This window comes from Bradyrhizobium sp. WSM4874 (genome assembly GCF_055811835.1).
Genome location: NZ_JBVVPR010000005.1, coordinates 182,133 through 200,779, shown reverse-complemented (window position 1 = coordinate 200,779; position 18,647 = coordinate 182,133). Strand labels below are relative to the sequence as shown.

The following is an 18,647-nucleotide window of genomic DNA, read 5'->3' as shown; positions in this document are numbered from 1 at the left end:
CTGCTGCGTCTAACGCAGGCAGTTCATTGCTGGACGTCGAGGCAGACATGAAGAATTCGTCGCGGATTGCTGCCGGCGTTGCCGGTGCGGTCGGAGGTTATGTCGCGACCTTTGTGCTGTTTTCAGTGCTCGATCTAGGCAACCGGGCGGACCCGATCACGTCTGGTCTGTTGGCACTGTTCGTCTACTCACCCGTCGGCGCGATCGCTGGCGTGGTGCTTGCCAGCTGGCTGGTGACGCGTTCCGGCGCGGATGCAAGCAATAGCGGTCTCGCGCGCAACAGCCTGAAGTCGCTCGGCGTCGTCGCCCTGCTCTGCGTTGCCGCTGCGGCCACTTACATGGGCGTCGCGTACATGGCGGCCACACCTTGGCTCAACCGGAACGGCGCCACTCCCCTGCTCGTGTTCGAGGTTCGCCTTCCGGCCGGCGCAACGGTGCCGAAATCACCGCAAGACATCACTATCGAATTGCAGACCGACCTCAACACCATGCCGGGCGAATTGAACCCGGCCGGCTTCCATCGTGACGGCGATCAGCCCGTTATCGCAGGCGAAGTCGAACTGGCGTTCCGAACCTTGCACCGGCAGCTCGCCGTCAACATCCAGGGACAGCCCAGCCGAGTGTACCCGATCGGACTGACGGCCTGGGCTCCGCATACGCCGGAGTTCGGAACGTGGCGACGGCTCGCCGACGGCAGCGAAATCCGCTATCGCGCCAAATGGCCAGGGAAGACGTAAGGGCCTCACCGCGGTTTTGCGATTTCACAACGCACGTAGGTCTGGCGCTTGCCTGGCCCGACCGGGCTGTTGTCCATCACCAGCTTGCCATCCGCGGCAATGGAGACCCGGGGACTGGAGCGATACTTCTCGCCCTCGCCTTCGCAGGCGAGCTTCATTTTCCAGGCGAGCTTCCCGTCGGCAGTGATCTCACTGGCGCGGCACCGGGTCTCGTACCAATAGAGGCGGTTGCCGCCCTCGATGCTCATGCGGTTGGCGCTGTCCTGGTCGCGGCAATCCTTTTTGGTTGACGCCCAGAACCCCTCATAGGCTTGCGCCGCCAGGGCGGGAGCACACTGGCTTGCCAGCACCGCACTCGTACTCAGAGCCATCGCAAAGCGGGTCGCCGCTCTCATATCAAAACCTCGACAAGACCTTCACCGAGGTTAGTCGCGCCTCAGCGCAGCTTGTTCAACAGGGCCATCAGCATCTCGCGCTCCTTTGCCTCGAGCGGCGCCAGTGTCTCCCGTGTGATCGCGAGCGCATTCGGCGCCACCTTTTCCGCCAGCTGCTGCCCGGCGCGCGTCAGGCTGACCAAAAGCCGCCGTCCGTCCTCGGGATCCTGGCTGGTCTCGGTGAGGCCGCGCGCCGTTAAACGATCGATCACGCCCTTGATCGTCGCCACATCCATCGCCGTGAGGCGCCCGAGCTGGTTCTGCGAGCATGGCCCGGCCTCGGCGAGCTTCGACAGTGCCGCCCATTGCGTCGGCGTAATATTGGTGCCTATCTCGCGAGAGAAGATCGCGCTGTGGCGCTGCCAGACCTGGCGAAGGATAAAGCCAACCTGCTCATCGAGCACGTAAGGCGGCTTCGCCGGTTTGACGCTTTTTTTCGCCGCGACGCTTCTCGCCATCCGCTCGATGCCCTTGCCCTTTGCCTTCACAACGACAGATGCGCGTCGCGGATATCCGGACGCGCGTCGAGCTCGGCCATGGTGCCGCCGAAACAGATGCGGCCGCGCTCGATGATATAGGCGCGATCGGAGATCAGCCGCGCAAAGTGCAGATTCTGCTCGGAGACGACGATGCTGACGCCCTCCTTCTTCATGGTCAGGATGGCATCAACCATCTGCTCCACGATCTTTGGCGACAGGCCTTCTGAGGGCTCGTCCAGCAGCACCAGCGACGGATTGCCCATCAACGTGCGTGCGATGGTGAGCATCTGCTGCTCACCGCCGCTCATGCGGCCGCCCGGGCGATTTTTCATCTCGCCGAGGTTAGGGAACAGCGAAAACAGCTTGTCGCGGGTCCAGTGCGGCGCGTTCGGGCGCTTCGGCTGGCGGCCGACTTCGAGATTTTCTTCTACCGTCAGGTCGGTGAAGATACGCCGCTCCTCCGGCACGTAGCCAAGCCCGTCCCGCACGATCTCATGTGTCGGACGCGCCGAGACATCCTTGCCTTCGAACATGATCCGTCCCGAGCGCTGCGCGACGAGCCCGACGATCGAGCGGAACGTCGTCGACTTGCCGGCGCCATTGCGGCCGAGCAACGCCACCACTTCCCCCTCGCCGACCTCGAAGCCGATGTCGAACAGGATATGGGCTGGGCCGTAATGACTATTGAGGTCCTGCACCGTGAGCTTCATACCGCTGCTCCCTCGCGATGCCCGGCCTCGTAAAGGAGGCCCTCGCCGAGATAGACCGCCTGCACCTGCGGATTGCCGCGGACCTCGGCCGGCGAGCCCTCGGCGATCAGCGTGCCGCGGTTGAGCACGATGATGCGATCGGCGTGCTCGAACACCACGTCCATGTCGTGCTCGGTGAAGAGGACGCCGATCGATTTTTCACGGGCGATCTGCGCGGTCAGCCGCATCAAATCGACTCGCTCGCGTGGCGCCATGCCGGCGGTCGGCTCGTCCATCAGCAGCAGCTTTGGCTGGTTGGCGAGCGCGACGGCGAGCTCGAGCCGCTTGAGATCGCCATAGGCAAGCTCGCCGCAGGGACGATCCGCATAGCCGCCCATGCCGACCAGCTCGAGTAGCCGCCCGGCTTCGCCGCGGTCGAAGTTCGGCGCCGAGCCCCAGAGATTGAACAGCTGCTTGCCGTGCGAAACCAGCGCGACCTGCACGTTCTCGCGCACCGTCATGGTCGCGAAGGTCGCGGTGATCTGGAAGGTGCGGCCCACGCCCATCCGCCAGATCTCGCGCGGCTTCCTGCCGGTCGTGTCTTCGCCGAGCAGGCGGACGTGGCCGCTATCAGGCTTGTTCTGTCCGTTGAGCATGTCGAAGCAGGTGCTCTTGCCCGCGCCGTTCGGTCCGATCAGCGCCAGGATTTCGCCGGCGCGTAGCAAGAACGAGACGCCGCGCACGGCGTGGACGCCGCCATAGGATTTGGTCAGTCCTTCGACCGCGAGAAGTGGGGGGGCGACGCTCATTCGGCGGACTCGATCGGCTTGGCAAGCAAGGGTGACCCCGGCGGCGATGCCTTCCTGCGGCGCTGCGCCAGCATCTCCAGCATGCCGACGATACCCTTGGGGAAGACGACGACGATCAGAACGATGAATCCGCCGAGCACGAGTTTTGACAGATCGGTCTGACTGACCAGCCAGATGTTCAAGGCCTTGTAGACGATGGCGCCGATCACCGCGCCCGACACCGTCTCGACGCCACCGAGCAGCACCATCACAAGCGCATCGACCGAGAGCGAGATGCCGAGATTGTCCGGGAAGACGCTGCCCTTGAGGTAGGCGAACAGCGCGCCGCCGATGCCGGCGGTCGTGCCCGCGATCACGAAGGCCGTCCATTGGATCCGCTTGGCGTTGATGCCGACCGCTTCGCTGCGCAGCACCGAGTCGCGCGTCGCCCTCAGCGCATAGCCGAACGGCGAGAACACCATCGCCCGCAACGCGATCGTCACGAGTGCCGCAATGCCGAGCGACAGCCAGTAGAAATGCGATGGGCTCGCCGCCCAGCTCGCCGGCCAGACGCCCAGGATGCCGTTATCGCCGCCGGTGACGCTCACCCATTGGAACGCGATCGACCAGACGATCTGCGCGAAGGCGAGCGTCAGCATCGCAAAATAGACGCCGGAGAGCTGCACCGCGAAGAAGCCGAACACGGCAGCCCCCATGCAGCCGAGCAGCGGACCGAGCAACAGGCAGACGATCATCGGCAGTCCCGCCATCTTGGCGAGGAAAGCAACGCCGTAAGCGCCGAGGCCGAAATAGGCGGCGTGGCCAAAGGAGGCGAGTCCTCCGACCGACATCAGGAAGTGCAGGCTGACGGCGAAGATCACCGAGATCGCGATCTCCGAGCCGACGGTCAGTGCATAATTGCCGGCAAACAGCGGCAGCGTCGCCGCGATGACGAGCGTTGCAAGCGCAGCCAGCCGCTCGTTCGACGTCAGCGGTCGCCAGGGATTGACGGTGAGACCCGGCGTCTTGCGCGCGGGGGCCTCGGGCCTGCCGAACAGGCCCCAGGGCCGCACGATCAGCACCGCCGCCATCACCAGGAAGACCAGGATGATGGAGATTTTTGGAAAGATCAGGATGCCGAAGGCGTTGAGCTCGGAGACCAGCACCGCCGCGACGAAAGCGCCGATGATGCTGCCGAGGCCGCCGATCACCACGACGACGAAAACCTCGACGATGATACGCAAATCCATCGCATGATGCACGGCATCGCGCGGAATCTGGAGCGCGCCGCCGAGCGCGGCCAGGAAAACGCCGACCGCAAACACGGATGTAAACAGCCATTTCTGGTTGACGCCGAGCGCTGCGACCATGTCGCGGTCCTGCGTCGCTGCGCGCACCAGAACGCCCCAGCGCGTGCGCTGAAACAAAAGCCAGAGAATGCCGAGCACGACCGGGCTGAGCACGATCAAGAATAAATCATAGCTCGGGATGTTTTGGCCGAAGAAGTCGATCGCCCCCTTGAAGCCGGGTGCACGGCGTCCCACGAGATCGTCTGGGCCCCAGATCAGGACGACGAGGTCCTCAACCATCAAGGTCAGGCCGAAGGTCGCGAGCAGTTGGAACAGCTCGGGCGCGTGATAAATGCGCCGGAGCAGCACCATCTCGACAATGACGCCGATCACCGCCACGGCAAGCGCTGCGATGACGATCCCGCCCCAGAATCCGAACGTCCCCGATAGGCGCTCCGTCAGTGTGAAGGCGATATAGGCGCCGATCATGTAGAAGGCACCGTGCGCGAAATTCACGATCCGCGTTACGCCAAAGATGATCGACAGGCCCGACGCCACCAGAAACAGCGACGCTGCGCTGGCGAGACCGGTCAGAAACTGTACGACGTAAAAGGCCATCGGCGGTCCGGGTTGGTGTTGCATCACCTCTCCCCGCTTGCGGGGAGAGAGAGCTTCGTAGGGTGGGTTAGCGCAGCGTAACCCACCTCTTGTGGTCCTGCGGGTACAGACCGTGGTGGGTTATGCCTGCGGCTAACCCACCCTACGGCAGCGGAGATCAATCCTTCGGACGCAGCTTCTCGACTTCGGCATCACTTGGCAGATAGTCCGCGCCCTTCTTGTAAGCCGAGTCCACCATCACGCCCTTGCCGTCCTTCAGCGCGGTCTTGCCGACATAGGCACCGAGCGTCGACTGGTGATCGATCTTGCGGAAGGTGATCTCGCCCAGCGGCGACGGCATCGACAATCCTTCCGCCGCAGTGATCAGCTTCTCCGGATCGGTCGAATTGGCCTTCGCCAGGATCGCCGCCGCAGACTTGATGGTCTGGTAGCCGACGATGGAGCCGAGACGCGGATAGTCGTTGTACTTGGCCTGATACGCCTTCAGGAACGCGTCGTGCTCGGGCGTCTTGATCGAGTACCAAGGATAGCCGGTGACGATCCAGCCCTCGGGCGTCTCCTCCTTGAGCGGGTCGAGATATTCGGGCTCGCCGGTCAGGAAGGACACAACTTCGCGGCCCTTGAACAGCCCGCGGGTGTTGCCTTCACGCACGAGCTTGACGAGATCGGCTCCGAACGTGACGTTGAGGATCGCTTCCGGATTGGCCGCGGCAACCGCCTGCACCACCGGACCCGCGTCGATCTTGCCCTGCGGCGGCCACTGCTCGTCGACCCACTGGATGTCGGGCCGCTTCTCCGACATCAGTTTCTTGAACACCGCGACCGCGGACTGGCCGTATTCATAGTTCGGCGCAATCGTCGCCCAGCGCTTTGCCGGCAGCTTGCTGGCTGCCTCCACCAGCATCGCCGCCTGCATGTAGTTGGAAGGACGCAGTCGGAAAGTGTACTTGTTGCCCTTGGACCAAGTGATGGCGTCCGTCAGCGGCTCGGCCGCCAGGAAGAATACCTTCTTCTGGTTGGCGAAGTCGCTGACCGCAAGTCCGATGTTCGACAGGAACGTACCCGTCAACATCGCCACGCCCTCGCTCGACACCAGCTCGTTGGCCGCTGTCTGCGCATCCGCCGGCTTGCCGCCGTCGTCCTTGGAGACGACGACAAGCTTCTTGCCGTTGATGCCGCCGGCCGCGTTGATCTCTTCGACCGCGAGCTGCCAGCCCTTGCGATAGGGCTCGGTAAACGCCGGCAGCAACGAGTAACTGTTGATCTCACCGATCTTGATGTCCTGCGCCAGGGCCGAATGAGCCATGCCGCTTGCCAACAGCGCGAACGCCGCGCCGACAAAATAGTTCTTTGCTCGCATCCCAACCTCCACTTTTCTAAGAAGATTAACGCAGTCCGTCTTCGCCCTTGATCTCCGCAGCCGTCAGCCCGCCGACGCGCGGCAAAGGACGACCACTGTCGGTGACGGCGACCGCGACCATGATCTCATTGGCGCGCGGCGCATCGTTGATCTGCACTTCCATGCCGTCGAAATGACTGCGCACAAAGGCTGCATCCTTGTGGCCCAGCGGAATGTCCAGCGTCGTGCCGGGTCCACTGCGCTTCTTCGACGACGGGATCAGCGCAGCGCCCTTGCTCAGCACTTTGCGCACCGGCGCGCCCATTTTCGGGTGAAGGATGGCGGCTGCATGCTCCAACTCGCCGTTCTCGCCGACGGCCGCGGCCTTGCCATAGCTCTGCGCCTTGGACCCGTCGATGCCGAGCGCCGCCACCGCGCGCTTCGACAGCAGCTCGCCGAGCTCTTCGCCAATCGCGATCAGCGGGGAGAGATCCTCGACATACTTTCCAGCAAACGGGTTCTCGATCACGGCGATTGCCGCCGCACGCCGCGTCGGCGGCGAGACCTGGCGGCCCATTTCCATCTGGGTCTCTTCGACGACGGTGACGATCTTGCGGATGATCGCGCTCATGATTGTTTCCTCAAGCCGCTTCCCTGTTCAGGCATGAACCGCGTTCTCTTGTACAAGCGGGCGCGGTCGTTGCCGTTCAATATCCTTGGTCCCGATGACAAGCATATCACCACAAAGCTGCAACACGGCACCCTCGATCCATCCGCGATCGAATAATTGCCGTGCACATTCCGCGCCAGATTCGAGCGCGGTCGTGATCTCGTTCTGCGACAATTCACTGACGTCACGGGTCACGAGCCGCCCGCCGAGATCGCTGTCCGGCTGAAGTTCGTTCGCAGGTTTTCGGATGACAGCGGGATGCCCGGGCAGATCGACAGCGTTCGCAATGATCGTCGCGGCGGCATCGGCTTGCGATGCCGTTCCGGCCAACACGGTCACCGCATCGGCAATTCCGAGCGAAAAGCTGCGGCCGTGCCGTCCACTGGTGGCAATGCCGCGGACGGGATCATCGGCGTCCACCCTGATTGTCCGCATCACCCCGTCGCGATCGGGCCGGTCCATCAGGCCGACCGAAAAATGCTCGCCCTCGCCGAGATGCAGGGCGATGTCGCCGCCATTGTTGACATAGGCCCGATCGAGCGCCGCAGCGTTCAGCATCGCGCCCAACACCTCCTCCGCCACGCTGCCGGCCACAGCGGCCATCGGCGTGATGAAGCTGTCAGCCGCATAGGGCGCCACCGCGGCGTGCATGCGACGCGCCACAACGCCTACCAACGAGGTCCGCCCCTCGACGGCAGCCCGCAACTCCGGCAGTTCCGCGCAGAGCTCGTCGAGCAAACCCGTGAAGCGCTGCGCGGCCGCCTCATAGGCCGCATGCACTGCGTCGGCGGCCCCCCTCGCCTCGAGGATCAGATCAATCGGTCCATCCTGCAAATGCAGCCGCCGGCCATCAGACAGCAACGCGATTTGCGGGAGCCTTGTCATGCCCGAGGTCCCGGAATCGGGTTTTGCCAGGGCAATTGGCGGACATCGTCGCCGCCCTGAACTTCGGCGAGCGGTTTCACATAATCCATGTGCCCGCCGAGCGCTGCATAGTCCGACAGCTTCATCGTGAATTCGATCGGCGCGACCAGCGCGGGCGTCGGCACGTAACCGAATGCCCCCGTGGGCATCTGCGTCACGTCGACCATGTAGGTGATGCCGCCGCCCGGCCAAACGTAAACAGGCGCGCCGCCACTGGTCACGCGCGTCAGCGCGTCCTTCACCGAGCGCGTCAGCCGCACCGGATTGTCGGTCACGCCCGCTCGCAAGGAACCACCGGCGCCCGCCATGAACAGCACCGTACACAACGCCGGTTCGCAATTCTCCTGAATGCGCTCGACCGAGAACTTCAAATTATCAGGCATCTCGGTCTCGACCGGCTTCAGGGCCTCGTCGAGCACATAATAAGAGGAATGTTCGCCCGTCGTGGAGACCATCAGCATGGAGAGGCCAGGCTTGGCCTCCTTCGCATCAAACGGTCCCAGGATTGCGAGAGGATCGGAGATATTGGTGCCACCCCAACCCGTGCCGGGATCGGCGACCTGGAAATAGCGGCCGGGCGTCGAGCGGCGCCCTCTCATCTTGATGCCGGTGTCGGCGATGTCGAGCAGCTTGCCGGCCTGGTGCTCGCTAAGCACGCCGGTGATATGGTCGTCGACCACGACGACCTCGTCGACCTTGCCGTGCCATTGCTTGGCGAACATGCCGATCGTCGCCGAGCCGCAGCCGACGCGCATGCGCTCTTCTTTCATGCCGTTGACGATCGGCGGCTGGCCGGCCTGCACCACCACGCTCGCGCCGCCGTCGATGGTGAGCTCGACCGCCTTGCAATTCGCCAGATCCATCAGTGTGTCGCAGGTGACGCGACCTTCCTTCTTGGAGCCGCCGGTCAGATGATGCACGCCGCCGAGCGACAGCATCTGCGAACCGTATTCGCTGGTGGTGACATGACCGACCGCCTCGCCTTGGGCACGGACGGTCGCGGTCTCCGGCCCGAGATAGCGGTCGGTGTCGATCTTCACCTTGATGCCGCAATAGGAGAAGATGCCCTCGGTGACGACAGTCACCATATCGACGCCGTCGACCTCCGCCGAGACGATGAACGGCGCCGGCTTGTAGTCGGGATAGGTCGTACCCGCGCCGATCGCCGTTACAAAGGTGGACGGCTCGTGGACGATCTTGCCGTCCCAATCTTCGGTGCGGCTGAACGGAACGAGCTTGCCGCCATGCGACACGGTGCGCTCCAGGATCACATGCGGATCGACGCGGACGAGCTTGCCCTCGTGATTGGCATAGCGGTCGCAGGCGCCCGCCGCGCCCGGCTTGATATAGCACATCACCGGACACGCATCGCAGCGGATCTTGTCGATGGCGGCGCTCGTAGGTTCAGTCACCATGTCAAAGCCAGCCGACAGTGCAGTTATCATTTGTACACGAACGATGTTGCGCGCCCTCCCGATGGCTGTCAAGCGGCGGAGCGGCGCAAAACATACGCCTGCCGCATAAAACCTCATTTGCCTATCCGCCCTGTCCACAAAGAAGGCACTCGCGCTGCACTGCGGCATGCACGGCTTGCACGTTTGTGTACAAACGGTATCGTCGCAACGTAGATTTTGAGCGGACTTGGAATCGCGAAGCTTTGGCCGCGGCGCTCAACGAGTCGACTTGGGAACGAGGATGACGCAGACATCGATCCGCATCACCGTGAACGGCAGAATCCACGAGATCACTGCGGCGCGAGACACGCCGCTGCTCTACGTGCTGCGCAACGATCTCGCGCTCAACGGTCCGAAATACGGTTGCGGCCTCGGTGAATGCGGCACCTGCACTGTCCTGATCGATGGCGCGGCGGCGCGCTCCTGCGTGATTCCGATCAGTGGCTGCGCCGGCCGCGACATCGTGACGCTCGAAGGGCTCGGTACGCGCGACAAGCCGGATGTGGTGCAGCAGGCCTTCATCGACGAACAGGCCGCGCAATGCGGCTACTGTCTCAACGGCATGATCATGACCACCAAGGCGCTGCTTGCGATCAACCCGAGGCCTACCGAGCAGGAGGCGCTGGCGGCGCTGCGCTACAATCTCTGTCGCTGCGGAACGCATATCGAGATCCTTCGCGCAGTGATGCGTGCGTCCGGCCAGTTCGCCGAGGCCGGTGATTGATGGCCTCCCCGCATCCGAACGGAGCTGAGCTGCAATCCGGCTCGCTCGTCGTCGTCCGCACCGTGGACGAGTGCACCTCCGAGACCTTCGTCCGCATCACAGCGGACGGTTCGGTCACAGCCTACAATGGTCATGTCGATCTCGGTACCGGCATCCGCACGGCGCTTGGCCAGATCGTGGCTGAAGAGCTCGACGTCTCCGTTGCCCGCGTCGTCGTGGTGCTCGGCGACACCGCTATGGTGCCGAACCAGGGCGCCACGATCGCGAGCGAGACCATCCAGATCACCGCGGTTCCCCTGCGCAAGGCCGCCGCGCAGGCGCGACACTTTCTGATCGCACGTGCGGCCGAGCGCCTGGAGCTGCCGGCAGCCGATCTCAGGATCGAAGACGGCCTTGTGCGCGGGCACGACAATCGCAGCGTCAGCTATGGCGAGTTGATCGGCGGAGAGACCATTCGTCTCGAGCTTGCCGACGACGTCGCGGTCAAGCCGGTCGGCGATTACGCCATTGTCGGCCAATCGATGCCCCGCGTCGACCTGCCGGCCAAGGCCACGGGCGAGCTGACCTTCGTGCACGACATCCGTGTATCAGGCATGCTGCACGGCCGCGTGGTGCGCCCGCCCTATGCCGGCGTCGACGCCGGCCCGTTCGTCGGCACCAGCCTGATTTCGGTCGACGAATCCTCGGTGCGCGACATTCCCGGCATCATAGCCGTCGTGCGGATCGGCGATTTCGTCGGCGTCGTCACGGAGCGCGAGGAGAACGCGATCCGTGCGGCCGAGCAGCTTGCGGTGAGCTGGCGACCGACGCCTGAACTGACCGATCTCGCCGACGTCGAGACCGCGCTGCGCGCCAATCCATCGACGCCGCGCACGCTGATCGACAAGGGCGACGTCGATGCTGCCATTGCCGGCGCGGCCAAGCCGATACGGCGCACTTACGTCTGGCCATATCAGATGCATGCCTCGATCGGCCCGTCCTGCGCGGTCGCCGACTTCCAGGACGGCAACATCCGCGTCTGGTCGGGCACGCAGAACCCGCACGTGCTGCGCGGCGACCTGTCGCTGCTGATCGAGCGTCCCGAGAGCGAGATCGAGGTCATCAGGTTGGAGGCCGCCGGCTGCTACGGCCGCAACTGCGCCGACGACGTCACCGCGGACGCGCTGTTGCTCTCGCGCGCGGTCGGCCGGCCCGTGCGCGTGCAGCTGACGCGCGAGCAGGAACACGCCTGGGAGCCCAAAGGCGCCGCGCAGCTCATCGACGTCAATGGCGGCCTGAACGCGGAGGGTGACGTCGCTGCTTACGATCTCGCCACGCGCTATCCCTCGAATGCCGCGCCGACGTTGGCGCTGTTGCTGACGGGGCGGATATCGCCAAAGCCGGACGTTCTCCAGATGGGCGACCGCACCGCGATCCCGCCTTACGATTACGACAATATGCGCGTCGTCGCCCACGACATGGCGCCGATTGTGCGCGCGTCCTGGTTTCGCGGCGTCTCGGCCCTGCCGAACACCTTTGCGCATGAATCCTATATCGACGAAGCCGCGACCGAGGCCGGCGTCGACCCGATCGAATATCGCCTGCGTTACCTGAAGGACCAGCGCGCCGTCGATCTCGTCCATGCGGTCGCCGAGCGCGCGGGCTGGACGCCGCGGCCGGTGCGCGAAGAGAAAGACGGCGAGATCGTGCATGGGCGCGGCTTTGCCTATGCGCTCTACGTCCACAGCAAATTTCCCGGCTATGGCGCGGCGTGGTCGGCCTGGGTCACCGACGTTGCCGTCAACAAGTCGACCGGCGAGGTCAGCGTCACGCGAGTCGTCGCGGGGCAGGACTCCGGATTGATGATCAACCCGGACGGTGTGCGCCACCAGATCCATGGCAACGTCATCCAGTCCACCAGCCGCGCGCTGATGGAGGAGGTCTCGTTCGAGCGCGGCGCAGTCGCGGCGCGGGAATGGGGCGCCTATCCGATCATCCCCTTCCCTGACGTGCCCAAGATCGACGTGTTGCTGCTGCCGCGGCCGGACCAGCCGCCGCTCGGCGTCGGCGAATCCGCCTCGGTCCCGAGTGCGGCCGCGATTGCGAACGCGATCTTCGATGCCACCGGCGTGCGCTTTCGCGAGCCGCCGTTCACGCCTGAACGTATCCTCAACGGGCTGCACGGCGGCGCCCCAGCCACGCCGCAGGCGCTGCCAGCTCCCGCTACGCCACAGCCATCCCGTATCTGGGAGAATCCGTTCGCCAAACGCGCCGGCATCTTCGCGACGATCGCGGCGGTCTGCACCGCGGCGATCGGCATCGGTGCGGCTGTTTTGCCCGGCCGCGCCATCGCGCCGATCGCGCGGCCCGACCCATCGGTCTATTCCGCAGCGACGATCGCGCGCGGGCAACAACTGGCCGCACTCGGCAATTGCGCGGAGTGCCACACCACGATCGGCGGTGCGCTCAACGCCGGCGGCCGCGCCCTGGAGACGCCGTTCGGCACGATCTACGCGACCAACATCACGCCAGATGTCGAGACCGGAATCGGCGCTTGGTCCTATCCCGCGTTCGAGCGCGCGATGCGCGACGGGCTGCATCGCGACGGACGGCAGCTCTATCCCGCCTTCCCCTATACGCACTTTTCGAAGACCGGCGATGCCGACATGCAGGCGCTCTACGCCTACCTGATGGCGCAGCCGGCGGTGCGCGCGACGCAGCCTGCGAATACGCTCGCCTTCCCGTTCAATCTCCGCCCGCTACTTGCCGGATGGAATGCGCTGTTCCACCAGACCCGCGAGTTCAAGCCCGATCCTGCCAAATCCGAGGTCTGGAATCGCGGCGCTTATCTCGTTGAAGGTCTCGGCCATTGCAGCGCCTGCCATTCGCCGCGCAACGCGCTCGGCGCCGAGCAGCGTGGCGCCTATCTCGCCGGCGGCTTTGCCGAGGGCTGGGAGGCGCCGCCGCTGACCTCGCTCTCGCACGCGCCGATCCCATGGAGCGAGGACGAGCTTTTCGCTTATTTGCGCACGGGCCAATCGCGATATCATGGCGTCGCCGCCGGACCGATGGCGCCTGTTGTCAGGGACCTCAAAGCCCTGCCCGACCATGACATCCGCGCCATGGCCGTCTATCTGAACTCGTTCAATGACACCGCGACCGGGACGCCGACGCAGGACGCACTCGCAACCAGGCTTGAAGCGTCAACGGAAGTCACGGTTGCTCCCTCCACAGGCGCGCGGCTCTATCAGGGCGCCTGCGCCGTCTGTCATGAGGTCGGCGGCCTGCCGCTGTTCGGCAGCCGGCCCTCGCTGGCACTCAACAGCAATCTGTACAGCGCCGCATCGGACAATCTCGTGCAAATCATCCTGCACGGCATCGCCGAGCCGGTGTCGAGCGATCTCGGCTACATGCCGGCATTCAAGAACAGCATGAGCGATACGCAGGTCGAGGAACTGGTCACCTTTCTGCGCAAGCAGTTTGCACCGGACAGGCCGGCGTGGACCGGCGTGAAGGAGACGATTGCGCGTGTGAGAGCCGCCGCGAACTAAGCGCTACTCCTTGTGCTCCACAGGCGGCGTGCCGTGCGTATGGAACGACTCGATCGTCTTCAGGCCCCACGCCTGCCCCTTCTTGCGCTCCTCCTCCGTCCACACGATTGGCCTCCAGTCGGGCGCGAGGATGAGGCGCGCGCCGGCATTGGCGACTTCGACGCGATTGCCGCCGGGCTCGTAGACGTAGAGGAAGAAGGTCTGCTGGATCGCGTGCTTGTGCGGGCCGGTCTCGATGTGGACGCCGTTCTCCAGGAAGATGTCGGCGGCGCGCAAGATCTCTTCGCGGCTGTCGAGCGCGTAGGTGACGTGGTGGAAGCGGCCGGGCGTGCCGGAGTGGTCGAGCGAATAGGCGAAATCGTAGCTCTTGTTCGACATCGTCAGCCACATCGCCGCTTCGCGGCCGTCGTTCAGCACGATCTGCTCGGTGAGGCGGCAGCCGAGATAATTCTCGAAGAACTCGCGGTTCGCCTTGATGTCGGTGGCGAGGCAATTCAGATGGTCGAGGCGCCGGACGTTGACGCCGCGAGCGGGAAAGCGCTGCGCCTGGTTCTTCAGTGCGGGTTTCAGCTCGGGCGGCGCTTGATACCATTCGGTCTCGTAATACAGCTCGACGATGTGTCCATCGGGATCGCGGCAGCGGAAGGTCGGCCCCTGCCCCATGTCGCCGTCGATCCAGCCGATGTCGAACCCGGACCCTTTCAGCGCCGCGACTCGGCGCTCCAGCGCCTGCTGGCTGCGCGCGCGTAACGCCATGTGCTCCATGCCCGATGTCTTCGACGCCGTCAGTTTGAGCGAATAGCGCTCATAGTCGTCCCAGCCGCGCAAATAGACCGACTCGCCCTTTTGCCCGCTGACGGTCATGCCCATCACGTCGACGAAGAATTTCAGGCTCTCGTCCGGCTTCGGTGTCAGCAGCTCCATGTGGCCGAGATGAGCGAGATCGAGGATCGGTTCGGGCTGCATGATGTCCTCCAAGGCGTGGCTTGCGATCCGCTGGATCGGATCCCTCGAGCTGGCGCCGGCGGCAATCCGCTCATGCGCCGGTGGGCGGCACTGAGGCTGCCGGTTCATTTGCACCAATGTACAAATGATTAGGTCCCGTCAACAAATCAAAAGTCGTCACTGCGAGCGAATGACGGCCCATCCAAGATGACGACCCGTCCCCCAAGGCGACCGACTGCCCGAATGGTAAAATCTTCCTTAAACCCTGTCGGTGTCGACGGCCGGGAAAAAGCAGCATTTCTCGGCCGCTTCTGCCAGGAAGTATGCATTGGGAACAAACCTCGCACCCGAATTGTCGCGGATTTAACGAAGCGCCGGCCCCTGCCGCTTAACCGTTTGTCCAGCGACGGCCGTGCATAGTCCGGGTCAACCCGTTGCTCTTGCCAGGTTCATTCATTGTGACATCTTTTGGACGCGTGATTTCGGTTCGCGGATCGCTCGCCCGGGTCGGGCTGCTGGCCGAAAGCCGCATGCCGGTCTCGGAAGTGCGGGCCACTGTCGGCCGGTTCGTCAGTATCCGCTGCGCCAGCTCGGTCATCGTCGCGATGATCACCGAGGTGTCCTGCGAAAACCTGTCGAGCAACGACAATTTGATCGCCATCGCCTCGGTCGACCTGCTGGGCGAAATCCTCAACGCGACCGGCAAGGCCAAATTCCAGCGCGGCGTCACCAACTATCCGACAATCGGCGATTCCGTCGATCTGATCACGAGCCAGGAGCTGCGCACGATCTACGCGCCGACCGGCTCCGACCAGATCAATGTCGGCTTCCTCCAGCAGGACAGCTCCGTCGTCGCCTATGTCGACATCGAGGAAATGCTCTCCAAGCACTTTGCAGTGCTGGGATCGACCGGCGTCGGCAAATCGACCGGTGTGTCGCTGTTGCTCAACGAGATCCTTAAGGCGCGCCCGAACCTGCGCATCTTCCTGCTCGATGTGCACAACGAATATGGCCGCTGCTTCGGGGACCGCGCGCTGGTGCTCAATCCGCGCAATTTGAAACTGCCATTCTGGCTGTTCAATTTCGAGGAAATCGTCGACGTGCTGTTCGGCGGCCGCGCCGGCGTGCCCGAGGAGCTCGACGTCCTCGCAGAAGTCATTCCGCTCGCCAAGGGCGTCTATACCCAGTACCAGAACGCCGATCGCATTGGCCTGAAGCGCATCGATCCCAAGCAGATCGGCTACACCGTCGATACGCCGGTGCCCTATCGCCTGGTCGATCTGATGTCGCTGATCGATGAGCGCATGGGCAAACTCGAGAACCGCTCCTCGCGCATCATCTATCACAAGCTGATCTCCCGCATCGAGGCGGTCCGCAACGACCCGCGCTACGCCTTCATGTTCGACAACGCCAACGTCGGCGGTGACACCATGGCCGAGGTGATCAGTCATCTGTTTCGCCTGCCGGCGAACGGCAAGCCGATGACCGTGATGCAGCTCGCCGGCTTCCCGGCCGAAGTCATCGATTCCGTCGTCTCGGTGCTTTGCCGCATGGCCTTCGACTTCGGCCTGTGGAGCGACGGCGTTTCGCCGATGCTGTTCGTCTGCGAAGAGGCTCACCGCTACGCCTCCGCCGATCGTAATGTGGGCTTCGGGCCGACCCGCAAGGCGGTGTCGCGCATCGCCAAGGAAGGCCGCAAATACGGCGTTTATCTCGGCCTCATCACCCAGCGTCCGGCCGAGCTCGACGCCACTATCATCTCCCAGTGCAACACGCTGTTCACGATGCGTCTTGCCAACGAGCGCGACCAGGCGCTGCTGCGCGCCGCGGTGTCGGATGCCGCCGCCAACCTGCTTTCGTTCGTGCCGTCGCTCGGCACCCGCGAAGTGCTGGCATTCGGCGAAGGTGTCGCGCTGCCGACGCGGCTGCGCTTCAAGGAGGTGCCGCCGCATCAATTGCCGCGCGGCGAAGCCACCATCAGCAGCGTACCATCCGTCACCTCCGGTCACGACATGCATTTCGTCGGCGCCGTGCTCGAGCGCTGGCGCGGTGCCACCTCGCAGCGCGACGTGCCGAACGATCCGGTGTTCTCGGCGCCGCCCGCGAAGACGCTCTCCAACGTCGAAGCCCCGATGCTGCAACCGTCGATGGGGCTGGATCCGGACCGCTTCTCGCTGCTGAAGAAGCCGCTGCGGTAAAGCAACGCTCGTTTTCCAGCTCCGGCATTGCGAGCCTGGCGTCACGTTGAGCATAGCGCCGGCATCGACTATGGTTGCCGGCCCCAAGCCGGAATCCATGCCCATGACAAAGCCCGCGCAACGCTTCTCCGCTCCCGCCCTCGATGCGCTGCCTGACGACATCCGCACGCGTCTCCTCGGCGTGCAGGAGAAGAGCGGCTTCGTGCCGAACGTGTTCTTGACGCTGGCCTACCGCCCGGACGAGTTCCGCGCCTTCTTCGCCTACCACGACGCACTGATGGAGAAGGACGGCGGCGTCACCAAAGCCGAACGCGAGATGATCGTGGTCGCGACCTCGGCGGCGAATCAGTGCCAATATTGTGTGATCGCCCATGGCGCGATCCTGCGTATCCGCGCCAAGAACCCGCTGATCGCCGACCAGATCGCCACGAACTACCGCAAGGCCGACATCACGCCGCGGCAAAAGGCGATGCTCGACTTCGCGATGAAGGTCTCGGCCGATGCGCAGCGGATTTCCGAGGATGATTTCACCGCGCTCGCGCCGCATGGCTTTAGCGACGACGACATCTGGGATATCGCCGCAATCTCCGCCTTCTTTGCGTTATCGAACCGGCTGGCGAATTTCACCGGCATGCGGCCGAATGACGAATTCTATTTGATGGGACGGCTGCCGAAGAGATGAGCGCCCGCCACGAGCGCGGAAGGAACGCGTCGACGACAAATGCAGCGGATGAGTTCCCGTGTGACGGGAACTCTGCGTTTTCGCAATCGCACACGTTTAATTAAGAATCTCACCCTCAACTAGCACAAACGCTTTGGCACAACTTGCGCAGTTTCCGTCACCGGAGACGCGGATGAGTCGTGCCTGTTGAGGGGCTTCTCATGAACGTGCGGGCATTTGTTATCGCGACCTGTATTGGCACGGCATTCTTCGCGGCCGGATACGCATGGAACTATCAGCCCGACTTCATCGACGCGAGCGAGATATGGAGCATGTTCGAATCGGAGCATGGCAGGGCGCGGGCTGCCGTCTTACGCGTCCTCATTGCGCCGAATTCAGCTCACTTCAACGGCCTGCGAACGATCGATGCAGACAGGGGAAGATACGTATGCGGCTCCGTAAAGGCGATGGATAAAGAGAGGCAGTATGTCGAGGTCGCGTTCGTTTACACCGTCGCGATCGATTTTGCCCGTATCGACGACGACGGGCGGATGACGTCGCAGCGCTCTGCTTACAAGCCCTGCCCAGCCGCGGCCGATGACAAAATTGCCGACCAGAACACGCTGATATCGCCAGGCGCGCTGTCGATGATCAAGACCGTCGAAAAAATCATCCCCAAGTCCAACGGCGGAACGATGGAACAACAGCTTGGCCAGCTGGCCGGACAGACAGCGGCGGTCGCGCCAGGTTTGGCGGCCCCGCAGAGATCGGCCGGCTCATCGGGTTCGGCAGCGTTTGCAGGGGCAGGACGGGCGCCAGTAGCACAGCATTCAAGTTCGGGCGTGGAGGGGCGACAAGCAGATGAATTGACGTGGCGTGTCGATCGGCCGCCGGCCGCATGGCCGACCTTCCCCTCGGACCATCCGCTGGCGAAATCGGTGCAGAAGCGGACGGGCGCCGAGGTCCTGGCTTTCGCGAAAGATATCGAGGCTCGCTGGGAGGAAGCCAAATCCTCCGGGGTTCTGGCCAAGCGTCCTTCGACTGAGGAGATCAAGGAAGCATGCCGCGCGCTACTTGCGATTGATCCCACGGACAAGGATTATCCGCGGGCCTGGGCCGCCTTTGTCCGCTTGCGCAAAATCGATCGCGACGCTGCTGGTTGAAGGCC

16 protein-coding genes are annotated in these 18,647 nt (G+C 63.9%); 6 read left to right on the top strand and 10 right to left on the bottom strand.

From position 1 onward, the window contains the following. Positions 1-47 precede the first annotated feature (47 nt). Positions 48-737, top strand: coding sequence for a hypothetical protein (locus AC0L3P_RS07635; protein WP_473301475.1), 690 nt, complete (start codon positions 48-50; stop codon positions 735-737). Between the two features lie 5 nt (positions 738-742). Here AC0L3P_RS07635 and AC0L3P_RS07630 read toward each other — a convergent pair whose 3' ends face one another. The 9 genes from AC0L3P_RS07630 to AC0L3P_RS07590 form a co-directional block, all read right to left on the bottom strand. Then, a complete protein-coding gene (locus AC0L3P_RS07630; RefSeq protein ID WP_473301474.1) occupies positions 743-1,132 on the bottom strand; it encodes a hypothetical protein in 390 nt (129 codons plus the stop codon). A gap of 41 nt (positions 1,133-1,173) precedes the next feature. Further along, positions 1,174-1,629, bottom strand: coding sequence for a MarR family winged helix-turn-helix transcriptional regulator (locus AC0L3P_RS07625; RefSeq protein ID WP_007592445.1), 456 nt, complete (start codon positions 1,627-1,629; stop codon positions 1,174-1,176). Between the two features lie 26 nt (positions 1,630-1,655). Then, complete coding sequence (locus AC0L3P_RS07620; RefSeq protein ID WP_027569464.1) at positions 1,656-2,360, bottom strand: ABC transporter ATP-binding protein; 705 nt, start codon at positions 2,358-2,360, stop codon at positions 1,656-1,658. Then, positions 2,357-3,148 (bottom strand): ABC transporter ATP-binding protein, encoded by a 792-nt coding sequence (locus AC0L3P_RS07615; protein ID WP_473301473.1) that lies wholly within the window; start codon positions 3,146-3,148, stop codon positions 2,357-2,359. The genes AC0L3P_RS07620 and AC0L3P_RS07615 overlap by 4 nt, the downstream gene beginning before the upstream one ends. Then, positions 3,145-5,034: an ABC transporter permease gene (locus AC0L3P_RS07610; RefSeq protein WP_275167803.1), complete on the bottom strand. Its 1,890-nt coding sequence runs from the start codon at positions 5,032-5,034 to the stop codon at positions 3,145-3,147. Before AC0L3P_RS07610 ends, AC0L3P_RS07615 begins: the two co-directional genes overlap by 4 nt. Positions 5,035-5,191: 157 nt before the next feature. Beyond that, on the bottom strand, positions 5,192-6,394 hold the full coding sequence (locus tag AC0L3P_RS07605; RefSeq protein ID WP_473301472.1) for an ABC transporter substrate-binding protein: 1,203 nt from the start codon (positions 6,392-6,394) through the stop codon (positions 5,192-5,194). Positions 6,395-6,419: 25 nt separating this feature from the next. Then, the gene (locus AC0L3P_RS07600; protein WP_211399699.1) at positions 6,420-7,004 is read right to left on the bottom strand and encodes an amino acid synthesis family protein; all 585 of its coding nucleotides are present in this window, start codon (positions 7,002-7,004) and stop codon (positions 6,420-6,422) included. Between the two features lie 27 nt (positions 7,005-7,031). Further along, positions 7,032-7,928, bottom strand: coding sequence for a UPF0280 family protein (locus AC0L3P_RS07595; protein ID WP_473301471.1), 897 nt, complete (start codon positions 7,926-7,928; stop codon positions 7,032-7,034). Then, positions 7,925-9,382: a 6-hydroxynicotinate reductase gene (locus tag AC0L3P_RS07590; RefSeq protein ID WP_473301470.1), complete on the bottom strand. Its 1,458-nt coding sequence runs from the start codon at positions 9,380-9,382 to the stop codon at positions 7,925-7,927. The genes AC0L3P_RS07595 and AC0L3P_RS07590 overlap by 4 nt, the downstream gene beginning before the upstream one ends. 280 nt (positions 9,383-9,662) lie before the next feature. Between AC0L3P_RS07590 and AC0L3P_RS07585 the strand changes: the two genes are divergently transcribed. Both AC0L3P_RS07585 and AC0L3P_RS07580 read left to right on the top strand, forming a co-directional pair. Further along, positions 9,663-10,145, top strand: a complete 483-nt coding sequence (locus tag AC0L3P_RS07585) for a (2Fe-2S)-binding protein (RefSeq protein WP_473301469.1) — start codon at positions 9,663-9,665, stop codon at positions 10,143-10,145. Then, on the top strand, positions 10,145-13,675 hold the full coding sequence (locus tag AC0L3P_RS07580; protein ID WP_473301468.1) for a molybdopterin cofactor-binding domain-containing protein: 3,531 nt from the start codon (positions 10,145-10,147) through the stop codon (positions 13,673-13,675). Before AC0L3P_RS07585 ends, AC0L3P_RS07580 begins: the two co-directional genes overlap by 1 nt. Before the next feature lie 3 nt (positions 13,676-13,678). On the opposite strand, the gene AC0L3P_RS07575 is transcribed toward AC0L3P_RS07580, so the two are convergent. Next, positions 13,679-14,641: a catechol 2,3-dioxygenase gene (locus tag AC0L3P_RS07575; protein WP_473301467.1), complete on the bottom strand. Its 963-nt coding sequence runs from the start codon at positions 14,639-14,641 to the stop codon at positions 13,679-13,681. 437 nt (positions 14,642-15,078) lie between these two features. Here AC0L3P_RS07575 and AC0L3P_RS07570 point away from each other — a divergent pair, with 437 nt between their 5' ends. The 3 genes from AC0L3P_RS07570 to AC0L3P_RS07560 all read left to right on the top strand — a co-directional run bounded on the left by AC0L3P_RS07570 (position 15,079) and on the right by AC0L3P_RS07560 (position 18,642). Further along, the gene (locus AC0L3P_RS07570; RefSeq protein WP_007592463.1) at positions 15,079-16,818 is read left to right on the top strand and encodes an ATP-binding protein; all 1,740 of its coding nucleotides are present in this window, start codon (positions 15,079-15,081) and stop codon (positions 16,816-16,818) included. A 103-nt stretch (positions 16,819-16,921) separates the two neighbouring features. Next, entirely contained in the window at positions 16,922-17,500 is a 579-nt protein-coding gene (locus tag AC0L3P_RS07565; protein ID WP_473301466.1) for a peroxidase-related enzyme, read from the top strand. A gap of 200 nt (positions 17,501-17,700) precedes the next feature. Beyond that, entirely contained in the window at positions 17,701-18,642 is a 942-nt protein-coding gene (locus tag AC0L3P_RS07560; RefSeq protein ID WP_473301465.1) for a hypothetical protein, read from the top strand. Positions 18,643-18,647 lie beyond the last annotated feature (5 nt).

Excerpts from the sequence above, each read along its gene's own strand:
- AC0L3P_RS07605 (WP_473301472.1), bottom strand. The coding sequence starts at position 6,394 with ATGCGAGCAAAGAACTATTTTGTCGGCGCGGCGTTCGCGCTGTTGGCA.
- AC0L3P_RS07590 (WP_473301470.1), bottom strand. The coding sequence starts at position 9,382 with ATGGTGACTGAACCTACGAGCGCCGCCATCGACAAGATCCGCTGCGAT.
- AC0L3P_RS07585 (WP_473301469.1), top strand. The coding sequence starts at position 9,663 with ATGACGCAGACATCGATCCGCATCACCGTGAACGGCAGAATCCACGAG.
- AC0L3P_RS07610 (WP_275167803.1), bottom strand. The coding sequence starts at position 5,034 with ATGGCCTTTTACGTCGTACAGTTTCTGACCGGTCTCGCCAGCGCAGCG.
- AC0L3P_RS07560 (WP_473301465.1), top strand. The coding sequence starts at position 17,701 with ATGAACGTGCGGGCATTTGTTATCGCGACCTGTATTGGCACGGCATTC.
- AC0L3P_RS07615 (WP_473301473.1), bottom strand. The coding sequence starts at position 3,148 with ATGAGCGTCGCCCCCCCACTTCTCGCGGTCGAAGGACTGACCAAATCC.
- AC0L3P_RS07600 (WP_211399699.1), bottom strand. The coding sequence starts at position 7,004 with ATGAGCGCGATCATCCGCAAGATCGTCACCGTCGTCGAAGAGACCCAG.
- AC0L3P_RS07565 (WP_473301466.1), top strand. The coding sequence starts at position 16,922 with ATGACAAAGCCCGCGCAACGCTTCTCCGCTCCCGCCCTCGATGCGCTG.
- AC0L3P_RS07575 (WP_473301467.1), bottom strand. The coding sequence starts at position 14,641 with ATGCAGCCCGAACCGATCCTCGATCTCGCTCATCTCGGCCACATGGAG.
- AC0L3P_RS07595 (WP_473301471.1), bottom strand. The coding sequence starts at position 7,928 with ATGACAAGGCTCCCGCAAATCGCGTTGCTGTCTGATGGCCGGCGGCTG.
- AC0L3P_RS07625 (WP_007592445.1), bottom strand. The coding sequence starts at position 1,629 with ATGGCGAGAAGCGTCGCGGCGAAAAAAAGCGTCAAACCGGCGAAGCCG.
- AC0L3P_RS07630 (WP_473301474.1), bottom strand. The coding sequence starts at position 1,132 with ATGAGAGCGGCGACCCGCTTTGCGATGGCTCTGAGTACGAGTGCGGTG.
- AC0L3P_RS07620 (WP_027569464.1), bottom strand. The coding sequence starts at position 2,360 with ATGAAGCTCACGGTGCAGGACCTCAATAGTCATTACGGCCCAGCCCAT.
- AC0L3P_RS07635 (WP_473301475.1), top strand. The coding sequence starts at position 48 with ATGAAGAATTCGTCGCGGATTGCTGCCGGCGTTGCCGGTGCGGTCGGA.
- AC0L3P_RS07580 (WP_473301468.1), top strand. The coding sequence starts at position 10,145 with ATGGCCTCCCCGCATCCGAACGGAGCTGAGCTGCAATCCGGCTCGCTC.